General features: G+C 73.5%; 21 protein-coding genes. 9 read left to right on the forward strand and 12 right to left on the reverse strand.

Translation table 11 applies throughout. The features are described 5' to 3' along the window. Positions 1–23: 23 nt before the first annotated feature. Both OU787_RS32155 and OU787_RS32160 read left to right on the forward strand, forming a co-directional pair. Positions 24–1,340 carry a family 2 encapsulin nanocompartment cargo protein terpene cyclase gene (locus tag OU787_RS32155; RefSeq protein ID WP_268661476.1) on the forward strand — a complete coding sequence of 439 codons (1,317 nt, stop codon included), beginning with the start codon at positions 24–26 and terminating at the stop codon, positions 1,338–1,340. Positions 1,341–1,367: 27 nt separating this feature from the next. After that, positions 1,368–2,246: a geranyl diphosphate 2-C-methyltransferase gene (locus OU787_RS32160; protein WP_030461807.1), complete on the forward strand. Its 879-nt coding sequence runs from the start codon at positions 1,368–1,370 to the stop codon at positions 2,244–2,246. Between the two features lie 87 nt (positions 2,247–2,333). Here the strand turns inward: OU787_RS32160 and OU787_RS32165 are convergent, their stop codons facing one another. From OU787_RS32165 to OU787_RS32175, 3 genes are all read right to left on the reverse strand, one after another. After that, the gene (locus OU787_RS32165; protein ID WP_268661477.1) at positions 2,334–3,191 is read right to left on the reverse strand and encodes a serine peptidase; all 858 of its coding nucleotides are present in this window, start codon (positions 3,189–3,191) and stop codon (positions 2,334–2,336) included. Further along, positions 3,188–7,783, reverse strand: a complete 4,596-nt coding sequence (locus tag OU787_RS32170) for an NACHT and WD repeat domain-containing protein (RefSeq protein WP_268661478.1) — start codon at positions 7,781–7,783, stop codon at positions 3,188–3,190. Before OU787_RS32170 ends, OU787_RS32165 begins: the two co-directional genes overlap by 4 nt. Before the next feature lie 86 nt (positions 7,784–7,869). Continuing rightward, a complete protein-coding gene (locus OU787_RS32175; protein ID WP_268661479.1) occupies positions 7,870–8,676 on the reverse strand; it encodes an exodeoxyribonuclease III in 807 nt (268 codons plus the stop codon). A 253-nt stretch (positions 8,677–8,929) separates the two neighbouring features. Between OU787_RS32175 and OU787_RS32180 the strand changes: the two genes are divergently transcribed. Both OU787_RS32180 and OU787_RS32185 read left to right on the forward strand, forming a co-directional pair. Then, positions 8,930–9,703, forward strand: coding sequence for a GntR family transcriptional regulator (locus OU787_RS32180; RefSeq protein ID WP_030461809.1), 774 nt, complete (start codon positions 8,930–8,932; stop codon positions 9,701–9,703). 142 nt (positions 9,704–9,845) lie between these two features. After that, on the forward strand, positions 9,846–10,547 hold the full coding sequence (locus tag OU787_RS32185) for a hypothetical protein (protein WP_268661480.1): 702 nt from the start codon (positions 9,846–9,848) through the stop codon (positions 10,545–10,547). Between the two features lie 51 nt (positions 10,548–10,598). Here OU787_RS32185 and OU787_RS32190 read toward each other — a convergent pair whose 3' ends face one another. Continuing rightward, complete coding sequence (locus OU787_RS32190; protein ID WP_030461811.1) at positions 10,599–11,753, reverse strand: ROK family protein; 1,155 nt, start codon at positions 11,751–11,753, stop codon at positions 10,599–10,601. A 503-nt stretch (positions 11,754–12,256) separates the two neighbouring features. Between OU787_RS32190 and OU787_RS32195 the strand changes: the two genes are divergently transcribed. After that, positions 12,257–12,985, forward strand: coding sequence for a class I SAM-dependent methyltransferase (locus OU787_RS32195; RefSeq protein WP_268661481.1), 729 nt, complete (start codon positions 12,257–12,259; stop codon positions 12,983–12,985). Positions 12,986–12,992: 7 nt separating this feature from the next. Here the strand turns inward: OU787_RS32195 and OU787_RS32200 are convergent, their stop codons facing one another. Together OU787_RS32200 and OU787_RS32205 are read right to left on the reverse strand one after the other, a co-directional pair. Beyond that, positions 12,993–13,766, reverse strand: a complete 774-nt coding sequence (locus tag OU787_RS32200; protein WP_268661482.1) for a hypothetical protein — start codon at positions 13,764–13,766, stop codon at positions 12,993–12,995. Between the two features lie 392 nt (positions 13,767–14,158). Further along, the gene (locus OU787_RS32205; protein ID WP_268661483.1) at positions 14,159–14,593 is read right to left on the reverse strand and encodes an arsenate reductase ArsC; all 435 of its coding nucleotides are present in this window, start codon (positions 14,591–14,593) and stop codon (positions 14,159–14,161) included. A 179-nt stretch (positions 14,594–14,772) separates the two neighbouring features. On the opposite strand from OU787_RS32205, the gene OU787_RS32210 reads away from it, so the two are divergent. Next, positions 14,773–15,078 carry an ArsR/SmtB family transcription factor gene (locus OU787_RS32210; RefSeq protein ID WP_030461815.1) on the forward strand — a complete coding sequence of 102 codons (306 nt, stop codon included), beginning with the start codon at positions 14,773–14,775 and terminating at the stop codon, positions 15,076–15,078. Continuing rightward, positions 15,078–16,172, forward strand: a complete 1,095-nt coding sequence (gene arsB / locus OU787_RS32215) for an ACR3 family arsenite efflux transporter (protein ID WP_268661484.1) — start codon at positions 15,078–15,080, stop codon at positions 16,170–16,172. The genes OU787_RS32210 and arsB overlap by 1 nt, the downstream gene beginning before the upstream one ends. Here the strand turns inward: arsB and OU787_RS32220 are convergent. The 5 genes from OU787_RS32220 to OU787_RS32240 form a co-directional block, all read right to left on the reverse strand. Next, positions 16,156–16,362, reverse strand: coding sequence for a hypothetical protein (locus tag OU787_RS32220; protein ID WP_268661485.1), 207 nt, complete (start codon positions 16,360–16,362; stop codon positions 16,156–16,158). The two genes, arsB and OU787_RS32220, sit on opposite strands and share 17 nt — an antisense overlap. Positions 16,363–16,449: 87 nt before the next feature. Then, positions 16,450–16,752 (reverse strand): hypothetical protein, encoded by a 303-nt coding sequence (locus OU787_RS32225; protein ID WP_268661486.1) that lies wholly within the window; start codon positions 16,750–16,752, stop codon positions 16,450–16,452. Beyond that, positions 16,749–17,558, reverse strand: a complete 810-nt coding sequence (locus OU787_RS32230) for a heavy metal-responsive transcriptional regulator (RefSeq protein ID WP_268661487.1) — start codon at positions 17,556–17,558, stop codon at positions 16,749–16,751. Before OU787_RS32230 ends, OU787_RS32225 begins: the two co-directional genes overlap by 4 nt. A 245-nt stretch (positions 17,559–17,803) precedes the next feature. Next, positions 17,804–18,277: a GNAT family N-acetyltransferase gene (locus tag OU787_RS32235; protein ID WP_268661958.1), complete on the reverse strand. Its 474-nt coding sequence runs from the start codon at positions 18,275–18,277 to the stop codon at positions 17,804–17,806. A gap of 53 nt (positions 18,278–18,330) precedes the next feature. After that, on the reverse strand, positions 18,331–18,690 hold the full coding sequence (locus OU787_RS32240; RefSeq protein WP_030461821.1) for an ArsR/SmtB family transcription factor: 360 nt from the start codon (positions 18,688–18,690) through the stop codon (positions 18,331–18,333). 123 nt (positions 18,691–18,813) lie between these two features. Between OU787_RS32240 and OU787_RS32245 the strand changes: the two genes are divergently transcribed. Both OU787_RS32245 and OU787_RS32250 read left to right on the forward strand, forming a co-directional pair. Continuing rightward, a complete protein-coding gene (locus OU787_RS32245; protein WP_268661488.1) occupies positions 18,814–20,196 on the forward strand; it encodes an FAD-dependent oxidoreductase in 1,383 nt (460 codons plus the stop codon). Between the two features lie 129 nt (positions 20,197–20,325). Further along, positions 20,326–20,760, forward strand: a complete 435-nt coding sequence (locus OU787_RS32250) for a GNAT family N-acetyltransferase (protein WP_268661489.1) — start codon at positions 20,326–20,328, stop codon at positions 20,758–20,760. Between the two features lie 7 nt (positions 20,761–20,767). Here OU787_RS32250 and OU787_RS32255 read toward each other — a convergent pair whose 3' ends face one another. Further along, the gene (locus OU787_RS32255) at positions 20,768–21,376 is read right to left on the reverse strand and encodes a GNAT family N-acetyltransferase (RefSeq protein WP_268661490.1); all 609 of its coding nucleotides are present in this window, start codon (positions 21,374–21,376) and stop codon (positions 20,768–20,770) included. Positions 21,377–21,383 lie beyond the last annotated feature (7 nt).

A 21,383-nucleotide genomic window follows, 5' to 3' on the forward strand; every position in this document is an offset into this window, starting at 1 on the left:
CCCTCCCAGTGAAGGAGTCACGGATGCCCGACCCAGGGCTTTCCTCTCCGCCTCCGGCCGCGCTCCCCCCGCTGTCCGGCCCGTCCCACCCGTCCTTCCACGCGGCCCTCACCGCAGCCGTCGCCGCCGTCCTCGACGCGTCCGCACCCGCACCCGCGGCCGTCCCGGAGACCGACCACGAGATCCTCCCCGAGGCCGCCCCCGAGACGTCCGGCGGCGGGATCGAGCGGATCCTGCGCGGCCCCAGCGGCCTCGGGACGGACGGCCTGCTGCTGCCCCGCCTCCCGGCCCCCGCCGCGCCGGTCGCGGCCGAAGCCGTGGCCGCGGCCGAAGTCGCCGCAGCCGTCGCCGAGCCGGTGGAGGGCATCCCGGTGCCCGGCCTGTACTACCACCCGATCCCGGACCCCGACCCGGCCCGGGTGGCCGAGGTCAGCCGCCGGATCAAGGACTGGGCGGTCGACGAGGTGGACCTGTTCCCGGACGAGTGGGAGGGCGAGTTCGACGGCTTCTCGGTCGGGCGCTACATGGTCGCCTGCCACCCGGACGCCCCGACCGTCGACCACCTGATGCTGGCCACCCGCCTGATGGTCGCCGAGAACGCGGTCGACGACTGCTACTGCGAGGACCACGGCGGCTCCCCGGTCGGCCTCGGCAGCCGCCTGCTGCTCGCCCACACCGCGCTCGACCCGCTGCACACCACGGCGGAGTACGCGCCGGGCTGGGCCGAGTCGCTCGGCTCGGACGCCCCGCGCCGCGCCTACCACTCGGCGATGCGGTACTTCACCGAGATGGCCAGCCCGTCCCAGGCCGACCGGTTCCGGCACGACATGGCCCGGCTGCACCTCGGCTACCTGGCCGAGGCGGCCTGGGCCGAGGCCGACCACGTGCCCGAGGTGTGGGAGTACCTGGCGATGCGCCAGTTCAACAACTTCCGCCCCTGCCCGACCATCACCGACAGCGTCGGCGGCTACGAACTGCCCGCCGACCTGCACGCGCTGCCCGGCACCCAGCGGGTCATCGCGCTGGCAAGCAACGCCACCACCATCGTCAACGACCTGTACTCGTACACCAAGGAGCTCGCCAGCCCCGGCCGGCACCTCAACCTGCCCGTGGTGATCGCCGAACGCGAGGGCCTCTCCGACAAGGACGGCTACCTCAAGGCCGTCGAGGTCCACAACGAGCTGATGCACGCCTTCGAGGCCGAGTCCGCCGCCCTCGCCGCCGCCTGCCCGGCCCCGCAGATGCTGCGCTTCCTGCGCGGCGTGGCCGCCTGGGTCGACGGCAACCACTACTGGCACCAGACCAACACCTACCGCTACAGCCTGCCCAACTTCTGGTAAGAACCGGCAAGAAACGGACACTCGGACATGACCAGCACCGAATTCGACACCACCGCCGCCGCCTTCGTTCCGGCTCCGGCCACCGCCTACCAGGGCGACATCGCCCGCTACTGGAACAGCGAAGCCCGGCCGGTCAACCTGCGCCTCGGCGACGTCGACGGCCTCTACCACCACCACTACGGCATCGGCGAGATCGACACCGCCGCCCTCGGCGACCCCGAGGACAGCGAGCACGAGAAGAAGCTGATCACCGAACTGCACCGGCTGGAGTCCGCCCAGGCCGAGGTCCTGCTCGACCACCTCGGCCCGGTCGCGCCCGGCGACACCCTGATGGACGCCGGCTGCGGCCGCGGCGGCTCCATGGTGATGGCCCACCAGCGCTTCGGCTGCAAGGTCGAGGGCGTCACCCTCTCCAGCACCCAGGCCGAGTTCGGCAACCGCCGCGTCCAGGAGCTCGGCATCGCCGACCACGTCCGCTCCCGGGTCTGCAACATGCTCGACACCCCGTTCGCCAACGGCCAGATGACCGGCTCCTGGAACAACGAGTCCAGCATGTACGTCGACCTGCACGACCTGTTCGCCGAGCACTCCCGGGTGCTCAAGGTCGGCGGCCGCTACGTCACCATCACCGGCTGCTGGAACCCCCGCTACGGCCAGCCCTCCAAGTGGGTCTCCCAGATCAACGCCCACTTCGAGTGCAACATCCACTCCCGCCGCGAGTACCTGCGCGCCATGGCCGACAACCGCCTCGTCCCGCAGGCCGTCATCGACCTCACCCCCGACACCCTCCCCTACTGGGAGCTGCGCGCCACCTCCTCGCTGGTCACCGGCATCGAGGAAGCCTTCATCGAGTCCTACAAGGACGGCTCCTTCCAGTACGTCCTGATCGCGGCCGACCGGGTCTGACCTCCCCCTCCGCCCCACCCGATCCCCGGCGCCACCCGGCCCGGGGATCAGCCACGCCCGGCCCGGGGACCAGCAGAGTCCCGTCGATCAGCGAGGTTCCGGGCGGATGAACGGGGCGATGGTCGCAGCGGTGAGCGGGGAGGCTAGGTACGTTCCGAATGTGTGGAAGTCGATGAGGCCCATGTGCGTGTCGGCGTGCTGGTCCACCGGGAACCGGTCACCGAGCCGGGGCGGGATCGCGACCAGGTCTCCCGTGTCGGCGAGGTTCGCCCAGTAGCCGACTCCGGCCGGCCGGGAGCCTCGGTCGGTGACCGGAGCGGGGAGCAGGTGATCGAAGACCCCACCGGCCAGGCCCAGGGGGGAACCCAGGGTCACGAAGCACTCCACCTCCAGTTCCGGGTGGGCGTGGAGCGCTTCGTACGTCACGACCGAGCCGAGAGAGTGCGCCAGCACCACCCGAGGTCGGGCCCGCCGGATCGCTTCGGCCACGATGGAGCGGGCTGCGTCCCGCACCTGGGGAACGTGAAGGTACCGGCGGACCTCGCCCGCCAGCCGGACCGCGAACCGGGTGACCGTCCCCAGCGGAACACCGCGCCGCCGGGCGACCCAGGACAGGAGCTGCCGCAGAGGAGCGGTGGCCAGGCCCTGCTGCTCGTGCAGGGCGGGCGAGCCCGAGGAGAGCGCCCAGGCGACGACGAAGTCCCGTTCCGGTTCGTCGAGGGAGTCCAGGTCCGGGCCGTCGGACTGCCGTTCGGCGCCGGTCGTGGTCGTGTGGTGGGCGTAGTAGGCAGCGTGCAAGGCCGGGAGGGGGTGATCGTCGAGCCCTGCGGACGCGAACCCCTGCTGCAGCTTGGACCGCCACCGCTTCGACAACTCGGCAGCCGCTTCGTCCGGCGCCAGGCCCTTCAGCCGGTTGGCGATGCCGTGCACCGCGACGATCGTCACTGTTCCGCTCCTTCTGTGGGATGGGAGTACACGGTGTAGGACGGGAACGCCCACGGGCCGCCCGGGGCGCCGTCGACACCGCTGATCTCGTAAGGGCATGCGTACATCCGCACCACTTCGAACCCGTCGGGTTCGAGCACGGCGATGGCAGTATCCCGAAGTAGGACCGCCGACGCCGTGACCGGGGCGACGCAGACCGTGCCGAAGGAGGGCGGACGCCCTTCTTGCCACTCGTCGAGGGTGTACAGCTCCCAGCCGTCCGCCAGGGCGGTGCCGCAGAGCAACTCGCCGGGCAGCCAGGCCAGGACGTGGGTGGCGAGCACGGTCGCTCCGTCGGGACGGGGCGAGGCGGTCGGCGCGGTGCTCGGCCAGTCCAGTGCAGCGACTTGGCCGTCCTCGCTGCCCACCAGCACGCCGCCGGGACGAGGAACGATCGTGCGTATTGTTCCCGGTACAGCGGCCGGGGAACCGATCGGCTCGCCGGACCGGACATCCCACGCCTGGAGGACCCGTTTCCCGGTGGAGGCCACCAGGACCGGCCCACTTTCCGCCTGGCAGATCGTCGCCATCTGTAGGCCAGGGGCGATGACAGTGCCTAGGAAGTCACCGGACAGCAGGTCCGTAACCCGCACTTGGCTGCCCTCCGATGACCATTCGACCGCGCAAGGGCGCCCCTCCGCTGTTCCCAATGCCCCGACCCGATCCAGAGTGAGTGAGCGCCGCCGGGTGCCATCGGCCAACGACCAGACGCAGACGTGCCGTTCACCGTGGACGCTGACCAGGAGCGGTTCGCCCGCCGGTTCGCTGACGGCCAAGGCGGTGACCGGCTCTGTCGGTCCGCTGAGTACCAAGGAAGGCACCTCCGAAGAAGAGTCCCACACCCGGATCCTGCCATCGGCACAGCCGGTCACGGCCCGGACCGAAGCCCCGTGCGGGACGGCGGTCAACGCAGTGACCGGCCCGGGCAGGAGGACCGTCGACTCCACGTCGCCGTCGACGAGATCAAAGGTGTCAAGCTCGTTCGCCGCGCTCACCGTGATGATGCGCGCCGCGCCCTTGGCGGCCACGGTGACCGCGTGGGTGAGCTTGCCGAGCCCGTCAAATCCAGGCCGTTCGGTGCCGGAGCCGATGTCCCAGACTTTCACCTCGCCGAACGTCAGATCGGTGCTGACGGCAAGCTCCGAGCCGTCGAGCCGGACCACATCCAGGGATCGGTGGTGGTACCAGCGATCGACGCTGTGTCCGGAGCGGGGGCACACGTCGAGGTCCCATACCCGCAGATCGCCATCGTGATGGGCCGACAGCGCCAGGAGGTGGCGCCGGAACCGGCCGAGGTCGGCGAACGCCAACCTCCGGTCCTTGGGCAGCGTGATCGAATGGACCGTGTCGCCGTTGACGGGGACCACGCTGGTGGCGCGGTCGTACGCGATGAGGGAGAGCAGCGGGACGGGCTCGCCGACGGGGCGGATGCACACCTCCTGCCGTGGCCCGTACGTGGCAAGGACGACGGGCCGCCCGTCCAACTCACGCAGCACCTCCGTCCCGGGGACATCGGGATCGGCGTGGAGGCAATGGAAGCTGAGGCCGCCGTCCTCGTCCTCCACTCCCAGCAACGAGACGATGGCACCGCTCCCGCTGTCCTCCGTGTGCAGGAGACTGCCGAACTCCCCTTCCAGCAGGCCGATCAGGCTGATCCCGCCGGTGACAGATCCGACGGCGAGAGCCGTCGTGTCCCCGGCACCGATGACGGTTGCCGCGGATATCCGGTCGCCGTCAACCCGGGTACTGGCGAGGACAGAACCCGTGTCGAGGTCGTGCAACTGGACGGCGTTCCGGTCAGTCACCGAGACCATCACCGCTCGCCCGTCGAACTCCGCACTGACGAGTTGGGTGACGATGCTTCCGTCCGTCGGGGAGACCAGGAAACGCCGGAACGCCGGTTCGGGGCTCGAGGTGACGTCCCATCCCTGGAGGGAGCCGTCGGCGCCGCCGACCACCGCGAGGATCCGTCCGCCGGCCGCGGCCAGGGCCGCGGCCGACACGGCGGTGCCCAGGCTGTCCTCGTCAACGACGTGCAGGAGGGAGCGTGCCGCCGGGCCGGTGCTCCACCGGGTGCGGAGCGAGTCCCGGTCGTCGTGGAGACGGCGGGCGAGTCCGGTTGCTCCGTGGGTGACCAGTTGGTGCTGCATTCGGGCACGGTGTACGTCCACCGGCGTGTGGTCGTCGAAGCGGCTGATCGCGGCCCGGTAGGCGGCACCCACGCGCCGGGCTGTCGGGGCCTCCGCCCGGTGGACGGCGTTCCATACGGTGGTGCGGTCCGCGCGAAGCAAGTACTCCGGATCCAGGAGCAGTTGGTCGATGGCCGCCCCGCCGGGTACGGCGACGGCGTGCTCCGTGAGATGCCGCAGCAGATACGGTGCCGCGAGGTCCCACCGGGGTGCTCGGCCGGAGCGTTGCCCGGGCACCGTTTCCAGCAGCGTGTCGAAGAGCAACGAGGCGAAGTCCTCGGTCTCCGCCGGGAGGACACGGAAGTGCTCGACGAGCGATTCGTGGAAGAACCGATAGAGCTGGTGCCCGTCCGTGTCGATCGTCGTGCGCAGGTAGAACCGGGCGGTGGCGAGTAGTTCACGGGACCGTTCCGGAGAGAGCGGACCGGGAACCCGGTGTGCCGCCGTGGCCGCTGCAATGGCTGCGGCTGTCACCAGTTCCACCGGCATGCCTACGCCGCGTGCCTGGGCCAGCCCTGTCAGCAGGTGGCGCATCCACGGATCCTCGCTGAGGGCGGAGGCCAAGTGCAGTTCGAGCAGGTCGGGGAGGTTTCGCGGCAGGAGCCCGACTGCCTCCTCCGGGCTCAGTACCGGGCCGGTCCGCAGGAAGTCGGCGTAGAGCGCGGCGAAGAGGAAAGCTCCGCGTTCGGGGCCGTGGGCGATGGCGGAGGCGACTGCACGGGTCACGGACTCGCGGTCGGCTTCATCCCCGTACTGGGCCGCGCCGGACAGGACGTCGGAGAGGTAGACGGCGAGGTCGTCCGCGAGCTCCGCGTTGCCGGTCGAGGCGTCCAGGTCGAGTAGCGCCCCGGGGGCAGGGACCGACCGGTGGAGGAAAGCAGAGTGGTGGAACAGCAGTCCGGCCCGGGACCGGTGGACTTCGTCGACTAGGACCAGGGGGCCAACCTCGGGCGTCAAGGCGGCCTCGTGGACCAGTAACTCGCTGTCGGGTGGCAGGGCCCTGGCAGAGAGCAGTTCCTCGTGCAGCAGATGGCCGTCCGTCCGCAATGGTCGCATTCCCACCAGCGCCCGGAAGAGCGGGCGGCCGTCGGGCCGGATCCGGTGCAGGATCTCCCCGAGCAGCTCGTGGACGATGCCTGTGCTCTCCGGAGACTCATCGACGGCGTCGAGAACAAGCACCACCGGTTCCGGCAACTCTCCTGCAGTCCGGAGAAGTTCTGCCACCGCCTGGTCACGGTTGTCCGTCATGACCGGTGCGGTGCCCTCGGGCTGGAGCTGGGCCAAGATCGAAGCGATCACCTCGTCCACGCCTCGGTGGCGCGCGTGGACCGCGACGAGGGTTGGAAATCGGCGCTGCGGACGGTGCCGTGCGAGGATGCGGCTGGTGAGGAGGGTGCTCAGCTCAGTGAGTTGGGGGTGGGCCAGGAACACCGTCGCCCCCAGCAGCGCGGACTTCCCGGAGCCGGGACTCCCGGTGACCAGCAGCAGGGGGTCGTCGCCCGCCAACCAGTCGCGGATCAAGGTCAGTTCACGAGTCCGTCCGGTGAACAGGCAGCCTGTCATCGCCGCGCCCTCCTGCGGACGGCCGGACGCCCGGGTGAGGAAGTGCACCGGGTCTAGACCGGGGTCGAACTCCGACGCCAGTTCCCGAAGGGCTGACCGCAGCCGGGTGCGCAGCCGCTGCCAGCCGTCCGTACTGAACGCCGGGTTCGGAAAGAATTCCGGTACCGGCACCGATGCGGCCCGGCGCGGTGAGTGCACCACGGTCTGCGGGTACCCCTCGTCAATGAGGACCAGCTCCCGTGCGATCTCGTCGGCAACGGTCTCCACCGGCACGTGGGACAGCGCGGGCGAGATGTCCCAGTGCCCCAGGCGGAGCCGCTCCAGGGCACGGGCCGCGGCCTGGGTGAACCGTGCACCGAACGCGCTCTCGTTCCCCGAGCAGGCAGCGATCACCCAGCTCCGGCGATCGGCTTCCGGAACATCCTGGAAGAGCTGGAAGTCCGTGGCGGCACCCGCGCCGCAGACGTCGAGCAGGAACAGGACCGGTGACGAGTCCGAGCCGTGCTCGACCTCGTTGAGCCAACGGTCGACGCTGATCGCCGAATCCGGCAGGTCGTCTGGACGACTGTCGTGCACGGGCAGGTACAGCACCCGGCCACGGGTGACCCCGTGACCGGCGAAGTGGACGATGCGGGGTCGGCCCGCCGGACTACGCCGCAGTTCGCGCCAGCTGGCCTCCACCTGGGCCAGGTCACCGTCGATGACCGGCGCACCGACGTCCATCCCGTCGAAGAGCGAGAGCACTGCCCCGAGCCGACGCACCTGAGGCGCGACCGACGGAAGCGGCTCGAACTCCTCCACAGAGGGGCTCCACTCCTCGTCGGCCGTGTTCCGAAAATCCCCTGCTCCGATCAGGAGCGTCCGAACTGTCATCCCCCCACAACCCCCTACACCGCCGCGTCGTACACGGCGGTGACGGGTGCGTGGTCGGACCAGCGCTCCGCGTGGGTGGCGGCGCGCTCGACGTAGGCGTCGGTGCAGCGGGCGGCCAGGGCGGGGGTGGCCATCTGGTAGTCGATGCGCCAGCCGGCGTCGTTGTCGAAGGCGCGGCCGCGGTAGGACCACCAGGAGTAGGGGCCGTCCTGGTCGGGGTGGCGGCGGCGCAGGACGTCGACGTAGCCGTGGTCGTCGAGGACGCGGGAGAACCAGGCGCGCTCCTCGGGGAGGAAGCCGGCCTTCTTCTGGTTGGCCTTCCAGTTGCGCAGGTCGGCCTCGCGGTGGGCGATGTTCCAGTCCCCGCAGACCAGCACCTCGCGGCCCTCCGCGGCGGCCCGGGCGCGCAGTTCGCCGAGGTGGACGAGGAACTCGGCCATGAAGCGCTCCTTCTCGTCCTGCCGCTCGGTGCCGACCTCGCCGGAGGGCAGGTACAGCGAGGCGACCGTCAGGCCGGGCAGGTCCAGCTCGGCGTAGCGGCCGGAGCCGTCGAACTCGGCGGAGCCGAAGCCGATCCGGGTGGCGTCGGGGGCGCGGCGGGAGAGCACCGCCACTCCGGCCCGGCCCTTGGCTGCGGCGGGGGCCCAGACCGCGTGCCACCCGTCGAGGCGGGCCAGCACGTCGGCGAACTGCTCGGCCTCGGCGCGCACCTCCTGGAGGCAGACCACCTCGGACTTGGTGTCGTCGATCCACTCCAGGAAGCCCTTCTTGGCGGCCGCCCGGATCCCGTTCACGTTGACTGTCGTGATGATGCTGTGCACGGAGCGAGGGTACCGGTCGGCTCCGACAATCCAGGCGAGAATCCGGCATTCCGGGCGAAGCGGGGCGCCATACCGGGTCGGCGGGCGATCCGCAAGGAACCCGTCCCATTGGTCTTGACCATCTCCCCGGGCACCCCCTACTGTCACTTACTGCAAAGACCTTTAATAAAGAAGGACGGATAAAGCCCGCCTCCCCCACCTGCCGAAACGGGGAGCCGCGGTGGGCCTGTCGTCCCTCAGGGTGGAGGACACGGTGGGGCAAGGAACGCTCGCGGCGGTGGCGGAGCCGAAGTACTGGCACCTGCGCACGGTGCTGCTGCGCACCATGGACACCGAGTTCTCGACCGGCCAGGTGCTGCCCAACGAGCGGGAGCTCTCGGCGCGCTTCGGCGTGGCCCGGGCCACCCTCCGCCAGGCCCTGGACCAGCTGGAACTCGAGGGCCGCCTGGTCCGCCGGCGCGGCATCGGCACGCTGGTCGCCGCCCCGCGGGTGGGCATCCCGGTCGGCGGACGCCAGTCCGGCCGGGCCGCCACCGCCCGCGCCGCCCAGGAGTGGAAGGTGGTGGACTGCACCACCGGCCCCGCCACCGCCGCGCTGGCCCGCACCCTGGGCCTGGCCGAGGGCGACCAGGTGCACACCGTGCGCCGGCTGCGGACGGTCCAGGGCGTGGCGGTCGCCGCCGAGTCGCTGCACGTCCCCTCCGCCGCGCTGCCGCACCTGGCCGTGGTGGTGGACGGCGGCGACCGGGCCCGCGGCGTGCTGCGCCAGCTGGAGCGGCTCGGCGTCGACGGCGAGTCCCGCTCGGTGGAGCTGGGCGTCGCCGAGACCGCCGAGGCCGCGCTGCTGGAGCGCCCCCCGGGCACCCCCGTCCTGGTGGTCACCACCCAGTACGCGGCGGCCGGCCGGCTGGCCGCGGTCGCGGTCTCCACCTACCGGGCCGACACCTGCAAGCTGACCTTCGGCGAGTCCGGCGCGGCCGTCCAGGTCACCTCCGCCGTCCCGGTCTCCGCCGCCGCCGTCTCCTGACCCGTCCCGCCTCGCCGTCCCCGGCTTCCCCGCCGTTCCCGGTTTCCCCGGTTTCCACCTGACGGACCGTCAACGTCCTTGTCGGCGGCCCGCGTTACGCTCCTGCCCACTGACCACCGGTGAGCAGGGGAGCGGCACGAGGATGGGCCAGAACGGCACGAGGACGGACCGGACCGACCCGGCGGATCCGGGCGATCCGACGGATCCGGTCGATCCGGCGGACCACGGCAGGGCGCTCACCGAGCGGGTGATCGCCGAGGTGGCCGCCGACCCGTCCCGCCAGGTGCTGGAGCACGACCGGTTCGCCGGCCGGTGGGTCGAGGGCCCGCTGCGGCCCCGCCCCGAGCTGGCGGCGTTCCCCGACGGCCACCCGCTGCCGCCCAGCCTGCGGGCCTGGCTGGCGTACGACAGCGGCATGCTGGAGCGGCACGGCTGGTTCGGCGCGGACGGCGGGCTCGCGCCGCGGACCCTGGGCGAGATCGCGGTCGAGGAGTTCGGCGAGCCGTGGGGCTCCTGCTTCGAGCCGTTCTCCGGGCTGTTCGGCGCGTGCTTCCTGCTGCCCGGCGGCTCCGACTCCCGCCGGGTGCTGTCGGTGGGCCCGCACGGCGAGCGCGACGGGCTGGGCGAGTACCCGGTGTTCGCGCTCGACGTCGACGACCTGCCGTACGCGGTGCTGATGCACCCGGGCTTCGACGTCTACCTCGCCGAGACCGCGGGCGTCCTGCCGTCCGACGGCCGCCCCGGCTACGACTCGCTCAAGCACGACCCCCGGTACGCGGCCCGGATGCGGGCGCACGCCCGGGGGCGGCTCAAGGGCGGGTACGAGCTGCTCTGCCTCCAGTAGGCGACGGCCCCGGTCAGTGCGGGGCCGCCCAGGCCGGCGCGGCGGCCCCGGTCAGCGCGCGGTGGGCGGGTCGACGGCGAACAGCTGCTCCTCGACGTGGTCGAGGGCGACCCGCAGCGCGCCCATGGCGACCACCTCGGAGCCGAGCGCGGCGAGCGCGACCTCGGGGGCGCGCAGCGTGTAGCGGGCGAGCTGTTCGCGCAGCGGCTCCAGGACGCCGTCCAGGCCGGCCGCCCAGCCGCCGACCACGACGAGTTCGGGGTCGAGGGCGAGGACCAGCGCGGTGACGTCGTGCACCAGGCGGCCCAGGAAGCGGTCCATGGCGATCCGGGCGACCTGGTCGCCCTCCCGGGCCAGCCGCAGCACCCGGGCCACCGCGGCCTCGTCCAGCGGGTCCAGCGGCTTGCCGGTGGTGGACAGCAGCCGTTCGGGGGTGGCCTGTTGGCCGAGCAGGTGGAGCGCGCCGATCTCGCCGGCGGCGCCGCCGTGGCCGCGGTGCAGGCGGCCGCCGATCAGCGAGCCGGCGCCGGGGCTGAGCCCGGCCATCACGAACACCACGTCGCCCTTGCCGACGGCCGCGCCCATCCAGTGCTCGGCGATGGCGGCCAGGTTGGCGTCGTTCTCGATCACCACGGGGCAGCGGAAGGAGCGGCGCAGCCGGGCGCCGAGGTCGAGGCCGGTCCAGCCGGGCATCGCGGTGCCGAGCCGGACGGTGCCGTCCCGGTCGACGATGCCGGGGGTGCCGACGGCGACCTCCCACAGGCTGTCCCGGGAGACCCCGGCCTTGCGCAGCACCTCGCCGACCGTGGTGCGGACCAGGGCGAGCCGCTCCTCGGCCTCCACCGACTCGTCCACCGGCCGGGAGTGACTGGCCAGCACCTCGCCGGCCAGGTCGGCGAGGACGACCCGCAGGTCGTGGACGCCGATCTCGATGCCCAGCACGTGCCCGGCCTCGGCCCGGAACCGGAACCAGCGGGCCGGGCGGCCGCGCTGACGCCCCGACTCCTGGACGTGCTCGACCTCGGCGACCAGCCCGGACTCCAACAGCCCCTCGATCACGCCCTCGACGGTGGGCCGGGACAGCCCGGTGTCGCCGACGAGCTGGGTCAGCGTGACGGCCTGTCCGTCGCGCAACGACCGCAGGGTGACCGCCGCGTTGATCCGCCGCAGCAGTGAGGAGTCCCCTCCGGTGAGCCGGTCCGTCAAGTCGCTGCCCTTCCGCTTCGCGCGACTGCCCTGGCGCGCGGTGACGTGGAGCGCGGCATCGCCCGTCCGGCCGTGGTGAGGCCGTCGCGGGCCCGCGCGGAGCCGCCGCCCGCGGACTGGCACTGTGGGGTGCCTCGAACGGGGCGTCTGCCCGGATCGTACTCGGGCGGCCCATCGGGGGGCGAGCGTTTCCGCAGCTCATAACGGCTTCGGTATCGAAACGGTACGTCGTCCGTCATCGCGTGGTGACCGGCCGTCGGCGCGGCGGAAGACGGCGGGGAGAGGTCCACGCGCGTCAACCGGGCGGCCACCGGGCGTCCACCGCGGCGGACCCGGACCGACCCGGGCCGAGCCGTCGGTCGGGACGCCGGTCGGGACGCCGGTCGGGGTGCCTGCCGGGACGCCGGTCGGGATGCCGAGCGGGGCACCTGCCGGGACGCCGAGCGGGACACCTGCCGGGACGTCGGTCGGGACGTCGGTCGGCACGCCCTAAGCTTCCGCCCATGGGGAACGACACCGCCGCAGCGCATCCGCCCGGGCACCGGACGGCCGCCGCGGCCGCCGCGGTTGCCGAAGACGCCGAGGGCGCCGAGGACGCCGCGTTCGTCCGGGCCCACACCCGGCCGGGGCCGGTGCCGTTCGTGCCCGAGGTGCGGCTGCGGATGGCGGGCGACGCGATCGAGCTGTGGGAGACCACCGAGCGGGCCCGCGGCCTGGAGGGCCTGCCGCCGCCGTTCTGGGCGTTCCCGTGGGCGGGCGGGGTGGCGGTCGCCCGGTACGTCCTGGACCATCCCGAACTGGTGCGCGGCCGCCGGGTGTTGGACCTGGCGGCGGGCTCCGGCCTGGTCGGCGTCGCGGCGGCGCTGCGCGGTGCGGCCGGGGTGCGGGCGGCCGAGATCGACGCGTACGCGGTGGCCTCGATCGGGGTCAACGCGGAGCTCAACGGCGTCGCGGTGGCCGCCGAACTGGCCGACGTGCTGGACGGCGACGGCGCGCCCGACGACGTGGTGCTGGCCGGCGACGTGTTCTACGAACGGACGATGGCCGCCCGCTTCCTGCCGTTCCTGGAGCGGGCCGCCGCCCGGGGCGCGACCGTGGTGGTCGGCGACCCCGGGCGGGCCTACCTGCCGCGCGGGCGCTTCACCGCGCTCGCCGAGTACACCGTCCCGGTCGCCGCCGATCTGGAGGACGCGGCCGAGAAGACCACCACGGTGTGGGCGCTGCGCGGCTGACACCGGCTCAGGTCTCGGTGGGCCGGGGCTGGGCCGGGCTGCTGGACGGCACCACCACCGGCGGCGGCAGGCAGGTCGGACCGGTGGTCGGGCTGCTCGAACCGGGGCTCGGCGCCGTCGTCGTGGCGGCCCGCGGCGCGGCCGGGGGCGGGACGGCGGTGTCGGCGACGGCGATGGCGGTGGTGGTGCGGGTCGGGGTCGGCGGGCTGGGCCGCGGCGAGCTGGGCGGGGCACCGGTCATGTCCGAGCAGGCCGGCAGGCTGGTGTTGCCGTCGTACAGCGAGACCCGGCTGACCTGGTAGGGGCCCTGCCCGTACCAGCCGTGGAAGTACACGGTCAGCGACCGGGTGTTCCCGGCGGTGCGGACCACGGCGTGCAGCCTGGTCTGCTCCGGCCCGTCGGCCCACTGGTACACCGCCTCGGTGTCGCCGCCGTAGACGCCGACGAAGGCGTACGCGCCGGAGACGTCCGCCGTCAGGTCGTAGGTGGTGTACGGCTGGACCGTGACCTGCTGGGTGCACCCGGCGTAGTCGTAGCCGCCCGGACGGCCCTCGACGCCCCGGTCGAGCTGTCGGACGTCGCCGGTGCAGGTCCAGTTGTCCGCGAGCGGCTGCGCGAACAGGCCGTCCCGGACGGTCTCCTGGGCGGCCCCGGCGGTGCCCGAGCCGAGCAGGGCGAAACCCGCGGTGGCGGTCAGCAGCGCGGCCGCGGCGGCGCCCCCGAGCGGGAGGCGGCCGGGACGCTGCGGGTGCCGGCGGCGGGAAAGGGAAGGCGGATGCATGGTGGCTCCGGTGTGGGGGAGGAGTGGGCGGACGGTGCGCCCGCGGCGCGGACCGCGCGGGCGGGACGTGGCCTGCCGTCAGCTCCCGGACGGGGCGGCGGCTCCGCGGTGCGGGCCGTGGCGGCCGCGGCGACGGCGGAGGGAAGGTGCACGCATGCCGGCTCCGGTGGGGGAGGTGGACGGGGGCAGCGGTGCGAGAGAGTGGTCCACACCATGGTGGATCCCGCGGCCGTCCGTCAAGGGCGGGCAAAGGCCGGTTCCGGCCCGCCACGGGGCGTTTCGGCCCAGCGAGTTGACGCTCCGTCAGTTCGGGCTGCCCCGCTCCACCCGGTCGGGCCGGGTGGCGACCTCCGTTCTCGCCCGCCCCGGCGGCGGTGGGGCCGGTCCCGGGGTCAACTCTCCCGACCGGCGGCGGCCTTGGCGTCGATCTCGGCGATCAGGTCCTCGACCAGGGCCTTGACGGCGTCGCGGATCGGGCGGACGGCTTCGACGCCCTGGCCGGCCGGGTCCTCCAGCGTCCAGTCGCGGTAGTGCTTGCCGGGGAAGAACGGGCAGGCGTCGCCGCAGCCCATCGTGATCACGTAGTCGGAGGACCGGACGGCCTCGGTGGTGAGGATCTTCGGCTGCTGGTCGGAGATGTCGATGCCGGCCTCGGCCATCGCGGCGACGGCGGCCGGGTTGACCCGGTGGCCGGGGGCCGAGCCGGCGGAGCGGACCTCGACGCGGTCGCCCGCGAGCTGGGTGAGGAAGCCGGCGGCCATCTGGGAGCGGCCGGCGTTGTGGACGCAGACGAACAGCACGGAGGCGAGCGGCGCGGCGGCGGTCATCGGCGGGGTCCTTCGTTCGGTCTCGGTCTCGGTCTCGGTCTCGGGTGTCCGGGCCGGGGTCTTCTGCCCGTGGACGGCGCTGTCCGTGGCGGGTGGAGGCGGGCGGGCGGCCGGCGGCGACCGCAGGGCGTGTCAGCTGCCGCTGGTGCCCGTCCCGGCCGATGTGAAAGTATCAGTCCATGGTGATGTCAGTCGACACTGAACTGTTGCGGGTGCTGTCCGATCCGCTCAGGCTGCGGATCGTGACCCTGCTGGCCCGCGAAACCCTGTGCACCACGCACCTGGTGGAGGAGACCGGCGCCCGCCAGACCAACCTCTCCAACCACCTCAAGGTGCTGCGGGACGCCGGGGTGGTGGACACCGAGCCGTGCGGCCGCTTCACCTACTACCGGCTCCGCCCGGAGGTGCTGGAGTCGCTGTCCGCGCAGTTCGCCGACCTCGCCGCCACCGCCCGCGTCCACGCCGCCCCCAAGAGGCCCTGCTGATGTCCCGCACCGCGCCCGTCCCCGCCCCCGCGATCAGACCCGAACCCACTTCGGTGGCCGGGAAGTTGTCGTTCGTCGACCGCTACCTCGCGGTGTGGATCCTGGTGGCGATGGCTGTCGGCCTCGGGCTGGGCCGACTGGTTCCCGGGCTGAACGACGCGCTGGCGAAGGTGGAGGTCGGCGGGATCTCGCTGCCGATCGCGCTCGGCCTGTTGGTGATGATGTACCCGGTGCTGGCGAAGGTCCGCTACGACCGGCTCGACACCGTCACCGGCGACCGCCGACTGATGGCCTCCTCGCTGGTGATCAACTGGCTGGTCGGCCCGGCGGTGATGTTCGCCCTCGCCTGGATCTTCCTGTCCGACCTGCCCGCGTACCGCACCGGATTGATCATCGTCGGGCTGGCCCGCTGCATCGCCATGGTGGTCATCTGGAACGACCTCGCCTGCGGCGACCGCGAGGCCGCCGCCGTCCTCGTGGCCCTCAACTCGGTGTTCCAGGTGGTCATGTTCGGCGTGCTGGGCTGGTTCTACCTCGACCTGCTGCCCGGCCGGCTCGGCTTGGGCGCCGGCGAGCACCTGGACGTGTCGACGGGGAGGATCGCCCTCAACGTCGTCGTCTTCCTCGGCATCCCGCTGATCGCCGGGTTCCTGACCCGCCGCCTCGGGGAGAAGAGGCTCGGCCGCGAGCGCTACGAGGCGAAGGTGCTGCCGCGCATCGGCCCCTGGGCGCTGTACGGACTGCTGTTCACCATCGTGGTCCTGTTCGCCCTCCAGGGGAGGACGATCACCTCGCAGCCGCTGGACGTCGCCCGGATCGCCCTGCCGCTGCTCGCCTACTTCGCGCTTCTGTGGTTCGGCACCTTCGCCCTCGGCAAGGCCCTCGGCCTGACCTACGACCGCACCGCGACCCTCGCCTTCACCGCCGCCGGCAACAACTTCGAACTCGCCATCGCGGTCGCCATCGGCACCTTCGGCGTCACCTCCGGCCAGGCCCTGGCCGGCGTCGTCGGCCCGCTGATCGAAGTCCCGGTGCTGATCGCCCTGGTGTACGTCTCCCTCGCCTGGCGCAGGAAGTTCACCCCGACGAGCTGACCGGCCGCCGCAGCAGCACCGGGCCCGGCGCCCGCGAGATCCGTCCCGCGGCAGCGCCGGGCCCGGCCGGTCCGCTCAGGTCTCCGGCGAGGCGCAGCAGCACGTGCGCGAACACCGCGTCCACGCTGTCGTCGGCGAGCGCGCGGCCGAACCGTGCCAGCACCTCGACCTCGGGGGCCGGGGTCGGCACGCACGTGACCATGCGGGGATGCCCGAATTCAGGGAATCCTGTCGCCTGGCGGGGTGGCCGAGGCGGTTTCCGGGACGGTGCCACGCGCTACCCGGTGGTGTCGGAGCCGGGCGGGCCGAAGGAGGGCATGCCGAGGTCGGCCGTGGCCGGGGCGGTGGAACAGGCCGCCGCACGGCGGCGCCGGCGGACGACCGCGAGCGCCGCGAGCGCGGCTGCGGCGACGGCCGCCAGGGCGGGCACCCACAGGGCGCCGATCGCGGAAGCGGCTCCGAGGCCGCCCAGGGCAGCCAGCAGCGGGCCCGCGCAGCACACCGCGCAAGCCGCCGCCGCAGCCGCTCCGGCGCCGAACAGGCCCCACGGCTTCGACGGGCGGGTCGGGGGCGTGGTCATGAGGTCGCTCCGAACAGGTCGGCCAGCATCGGGGCCCCCTCCTCGGGGGCGCGCACGGTCAACTGGAGGGCGGTGGGGGTGAGGTGGAGGGAGAAGTCGAAGAACGCGCAGCAGCCCTGTTCGGCTGCGGCGAGTTCGGCGATCCGGCCCGCCAGCGGAGGGTCGGCGGGGAAGGTCAGCCGCAGGCCGTCGGGGATCTCCTCGCGCCGTTCGGCCGAGGCGGCCAGGTCGTTCCACTGCGCGGCGCGTTCGCCGAACCGGTCGCCGCCGAGGGTGCACGCCACCGGTGCCCGGCGCCACGCCTCCGCCGCCACCGGTCCGGGGGCGGAGGCGTTGAGGGTGCGGGTGGGTGAGAGGTCCACGGCCACCGGTCCGACCGGCTCCGGGGCGGTGGTGGTGGCGCCTGTGGTGGTGCAGCCGCAGTCCGGACCGCACCCGCCCGCGGGGGCGGGTCCTTCGAGGCCGGCATGGACGGCGGCCAAGTGGGTGGAGAACGCGGCCAGTTCGGCGATCCGGGCTTCGGTGTCGGCGATCCGGTCCGCGACCAGCGCCCGCATCCGGGCGCGCACCGGCGCGCACACGCCCTGCTCCCGGACGTCGAGGAGGTCGCGGATCTCCTCCAGCGGCAGGCCCAGCAGTTTCGCGGAGGCGATGAACTCCAGCCGCTCCACCGCCTCCGGCCCGTACACGCGGTACCCGGCGGGGGTCCGTTCGGCGGGCAGCAGCCCGGCGCTCTCGTAGAAGCGCAGCGTCGTCGCCGGGACGCCGCAGCGTTCGGCCAGCTGCGATATGCGGTAGCTCGTCACACGGCCGACCGTAGACCTTCGACCCGACTCGAAGGTCAAGCCCGGAGCGCGGACCGGGTCCCTGCCGGGCGCCGGCGGCGTTCACGGCGTTCACGGCGGTCTAGAAGGCCCGGGGCAGCGGAATGCCCTGACCGGCGCACCGGCCGCCACCAGCTCCTCCCCGGCCCGACCCGCGCAGCAGCCTGCGGCCCGCCCCCGGCCCGGCCCCGGCCCGCCCCCGCCCCCGGCCTCGGGAAGGCAGGCCCTTACCCGATGAGCGGGCTGCGGCGTTCGATCAGGACGGTGTCGCGCCAGACGCCGTGGTGGCGGGCGACGCGTTCGCGGGTGCCGACGGTCCGGAAGCCGGCGCGGGCGTGCAGGGCGAGGCTGGCGGTGTTCTCGGGGAAGACGGACGACTGGATCGTCCAGATCCCGGCCGCCTCGGTGGAGCCGATCAGCGCCTCCAGCAGCAGCCGAGCGACACCGCGGCCGCGGTGGTCGGGGTGGACGTAGACGGAGTGCTCGACCACCCCGGCGTAGGCGGGGCGGGAGGAGATCGGGCTGACCGCCGCCCAGCCGAGCACCTGCCCGCCCGGGCCGAGGGCGACGTGCCGGTGCGCGGGCAGCCGGGCCGCGTCGAAGGCGGCCCAACTCGGCGCCGCGGTCTCGAAGGTGGCGTTGCCCTCCTCGATGCCCGCCCGGTAGATCGCGAGCACCTGCTCGGCGTGCTCGGGCAGCATCGGGCCGGGCGGGGGGAGGTCGACAGGCACGGAAAGCCCTCCGGGGGGACGGATCAGCGGTTCAGGTCGAGCAGGTGGGCCAGGCCGGCCAGGACGGACGGCTCGACCCGGTAGTACACCCAGGTCCCGCGCCGCTCGGAGGTCAGCAGCCCGGCCTCGCGGAGCTTCTTCAGGTGGTGGGAGACGGTCGGCTGGGAGACGCCGACGTCCTGGATGTCGCACACGCACGCCTCGCCGCCCTCGTGGGAGGCGACCTTGGAGAACAGCCGCAGCCGCACCGGGTCGCCGAGCGCCTTGAACATCGCCGCCATCGTGACCGCGTCCGCCTCGGAGAGTTCCGCCGAGGTCAGCGGCGGGCAGCACGGCACCACCTCCGGCGCGAGCACCGGCAGCTCCACCCTCGAATTCGACATACGTCTATGTTGACATCCGTCAATCCAGCGGGCAAGGTCGGAGACGAGAACACATCGACACTTGTCGAATCAGGCGGATCGCGGCGAGACCGCACCGCCCGGCGCGAAGGGGAGCCCACCGCCATGACCTCCGACCCCACCGGCCTGCCCGTCCTCGTGATCGGCGCCGGACCGATCGGCCTGGCCGCCGCCGCCCACCTGCTGGAACGCGGCCTCGAACCCCTGGTCCTGGAGGCCGGGCCGCAGGCCGCCACCGCCGTGCGCGCCTGGTCGCACGTGCGGCTGTTCTCGCCGTGGGCGGAGCTCGTCGACCCCGCCGCGGAGAAACTGCTCACCCCCACCGGCTGGACCCGGCCCGACGGGGAGGCGTACCCGACCGGCGGCGACTGGGCCGAGCAGTACCTGCAGCCGCTCGCCGACGTCCTCGGCACCCGCGTCCGGTACGGCACCCGGGTCACCGGCGTCGCCCGCGCCGGACGGGACCGGACCGTCGACGCCGACCGCGAGCGGCAGCCCTTCACCGTCCACGTCGAACACCCCGACGGCACCGAGGAGCGCCTCCTCGCCCGCGCCGTGGTCGACGCCTCCGGCACCTGGGCCACCCCGAACCCGCTCGGCGCCGACGGCCTGCCCGCGCTCGGCGAGCGCGCTGCCGCCGACCGCATCTCCTACCGCGTCCCCGACCTGCGCGACCCCGCCGTCCGGGCCCGCTACGCCGGCCGGCGCACCGCCGTCGTCGGCGCCGGCGCCTCCGCGTTCACCGCCCTCGCAGCCCTCGCCGACCTGGCGGAGGACGCGCCCGGCACCCACGCCGTCTGGGTGCTGCGCCGCGGCCTCACCGGCTCCACCTACGGCGGCGCCGCCGCCGACCAGCTCCCCGCCCGCGGGGCCCTGGGCCTCGCCGCCAAGGCCGCCGTCGAGAGCGGCCACGCCGACGTGCTGACCGGCTTCCGCACCGCCGCCGTCGAACCGTCCGCCGGCGGCCGCCTCACCCTCGTCGCCGAAGACGGCACCCGCGCCGAGGAGTTGGACGAGATCATCGCCCTGACCGGACTGCGCCCCGACCTGTCTTTCCTCACCGAACTGCGCCTCGCCCTCGACGACCGCCTCCAGGCCCCGACCGGGCTCGCCCCGCTGATCGACCCCAACCAGCACTCCTGCGGCACCGTCTACCCGCACGGCGCGAACGAGCTCTCCCACCCCGAGCGGGGCGTCCACCTCGTCGGCATGAAGTCCTACGGCCGCGCCCCCACCTTCCTCGCCCTGACCGGCTACGAGCAGGTCCGCTCCGTCGCGGCCGCCCTCGCCGGCGACCACCAGGCCGCCGCCCGGGTCGAACTCACCCTCCCCGCGACCGGCGTCTGCGGCGGCGCCGGCCTCTACGACGAACCCGCCCGGGGCCGGGGCGACAGCGAAGGCTGCTGCGGTGCGCCCGCCACGCCGCAGCTCATCACCCTCGGCACCCCCGGTGGAGGCAACTCCTGCTCGCCCGGTGGCAGTTGCTGACTCCATCGCTGCGGCACCCGGCGGGGCCCGGCGGGGCCCGCGACCGGCTACCGGCTACCGGCCACCGGTCTCGGGCGCCGGGCAAACCCGTTGGCGGGCGGCCGGGTGGGGCTGGTAGGAACGGGGGGCATGAGCGAGTACGAACTGCGGGCGGCCCGGCCCGAGGACATCGACGCGGTGCTGGCGTTCTGGGCCGAGTCCGCCGAGGGCACCAGTATCAGTGACGACCGGGCGGGTGTGGCCCGGCTGCTGGAGCGGGATCCGCAGGCGCTGATCCTGGCGGAGCGGGCGGGGGTGCTGCTCGGGACGGTGATCGCCGGGTGGGACGGCTGGCGCTGCCACCTGTACCGGCTGGCCGTCCACCCGGGGGCCCGGCGGCAAGGCATCGGCACCGCGCTGCTCGACGCCGCGCACGCCCGGTTCGAGCAGGCCGGTGGCCGGCGGGCCGACGCGATGGTGCTGGAGCACAACGCGCTGGGCCGGGCCGCCTGGGAGGCGGCCGGCTACGGGCGCGAGGAGCAGTGGCGTCGATGGACGAAGCCCCTTGGCGTGGAAGGGGATTGAGGGACCGTCAGGCGGCGGGCTCGGGACGGATCGGACGGATCATCGCGGTCAGTTCCGGTGAAAGCGGCGTCCCGGCCTGGGAGTTGTAGCTCCGGTAGCCCCAACCCTCGTACAGCCGCAGCACCTTGCCCTCGCCCGCCAGCGGGTTGACCATCAGGGCGACGCGCTGCTCCGGACGGTCGGCGAGCAGCGCGTCGTGGATCCGGCGGGCCGTCCCCGTCCCCCGCCACGGGGGCCGGACGCCGATCTCCCGCAGGGCCAGCACGGGGGTCGCGGTGAAGCCCGCGGGGAGTGGTTCGGCCAGACGCTGCCAGTAGCCGTCCCCGGGGCCGACGGTGTTGCCGTAGGCGTAGCCGACCGCCGTGCCGATGCCGCCCGTGCCGCCGATGCCGCCGGTGCCGCTGGTGCCTCGTCCGGGGGCGTCCGGTCCGGTGGCGAGGGCGAGGACGAGGGTGAAGCCCGGGGTGGCCGCGTGCTGGTCGAGGCGTTCGGTGAAGGCTTCGAGCCGGTAGTTCGGCCGGTCGAGCAGCGGGGCCCGGACGTCCGCGTACGCCGCGAGCAGGGCCTGTCGGACGTCTGCCGTCAGGGTGGTGAACCGGTGCGGTTCGACGGTCACGGGGGTC

The organism is Kitasatospora sp. YST-16 (assembly GCF_026802215.1).
In the GTDB taxonomy this organism is placed as follows: domain Bacteria; phylum Actinomycetota; class Actinomycetes; order Streptomycetales; family Streptomycetaceae; genus Kitasatospora; species Kitasatospora cineracea.

Bases quoted from the DNA above. Each gene is read 5' to 3' on its own strand.
- OU787_RS32155 (WP_268661476.1), top strand. From the start codon at position 24: ATGCCCGACCCAGGGCTTTCCTCTCCGCCTCCGGCCGCGCTCCCCCCG.
- OU787_RS32160 (WP_030461807.1), top strand. From the start codon at position 1,368: ATGACCAGCACCGAATTCGACACCACCGCCGCCGCCTTCGTTCCGGCT.
- OU787_RS32185 (WP_268661480.1), top strand. From the start codon at position 9,846: ATGGGCCAGAACGGCACGAGGACGGACCGGACCGACCCGGCGGATCCG.
- OU787_RS32195 (WP_268661481.1), top strand. From the start codon at position 12,257: ATGGGGAACGACACCGCCGCAGCGCATCCGCCCGGGCACCGGACGGCC.
- OU787_RS32200 (WP_268661482.1), bottom strand. From the start codon at position 13,766: ATGCATCCGCCTTCCCTTTCCCGCCGCCGGCACCCGCAGCGTCCCGGC.
- OU787_RS32205 (WP_268661483.1), bottom strand. From the start codon at position 14,593: ATGACCGCCGCCGCGCCGCTCGCCTCCGTGCTGTTCGTCTGCGTCCAC.
- OU787_RS32210 (WP_030461815.1), top strand. From the start codon at position 14,773: ATGGTGATGTCAGTCGACACTGAACTGTTGCGGGTGCTGTCCGATCCG.
- arsB (WP_268661484.1), top strand. From the start codon at position 15,078: ATGTCCCGCACCGCGCCCGTCCCCGCCCCCGCGATCAGACCCGAACCC.
- OU787_RS32225 (WP_268661486.1), bottom strand. From the start codon at position 16,752: ATGACCACGCCCCCGACCCGCCCGTCGAAGCCGTGGGGCCTGTTCGGC.
- OU787_RS32235 (WP_268661958.1), bottom strand. From the start codon at position 18,277: ATGCTGCCCGAGCACGCCGAGCAGGTGCTCGCGATCTACCGGGCGGGC.
- OU787_RS32240 (WP_030461821.1), bottom strand. From the start codon at position 18,690: ATGTCGAATTCGAGGGTGGAGCTGCCGGTGCTCGCGCCGGAGGTGGTG.
- OU787_RS32245 (WP_268661488.1), top strand. From the start codon at position 18,814: ATGACCTCCGACCCCACCGGCCTGCCCGTCCTCGTGATCGGCGCCGGA.
- OU787_RS32250 (WP_268661489.1), top strand. From the start codon at position 20,326: ATGAGCGAGTACGAACTGCGGGCGGCCCGGCCCGAGGACATCGACGCG.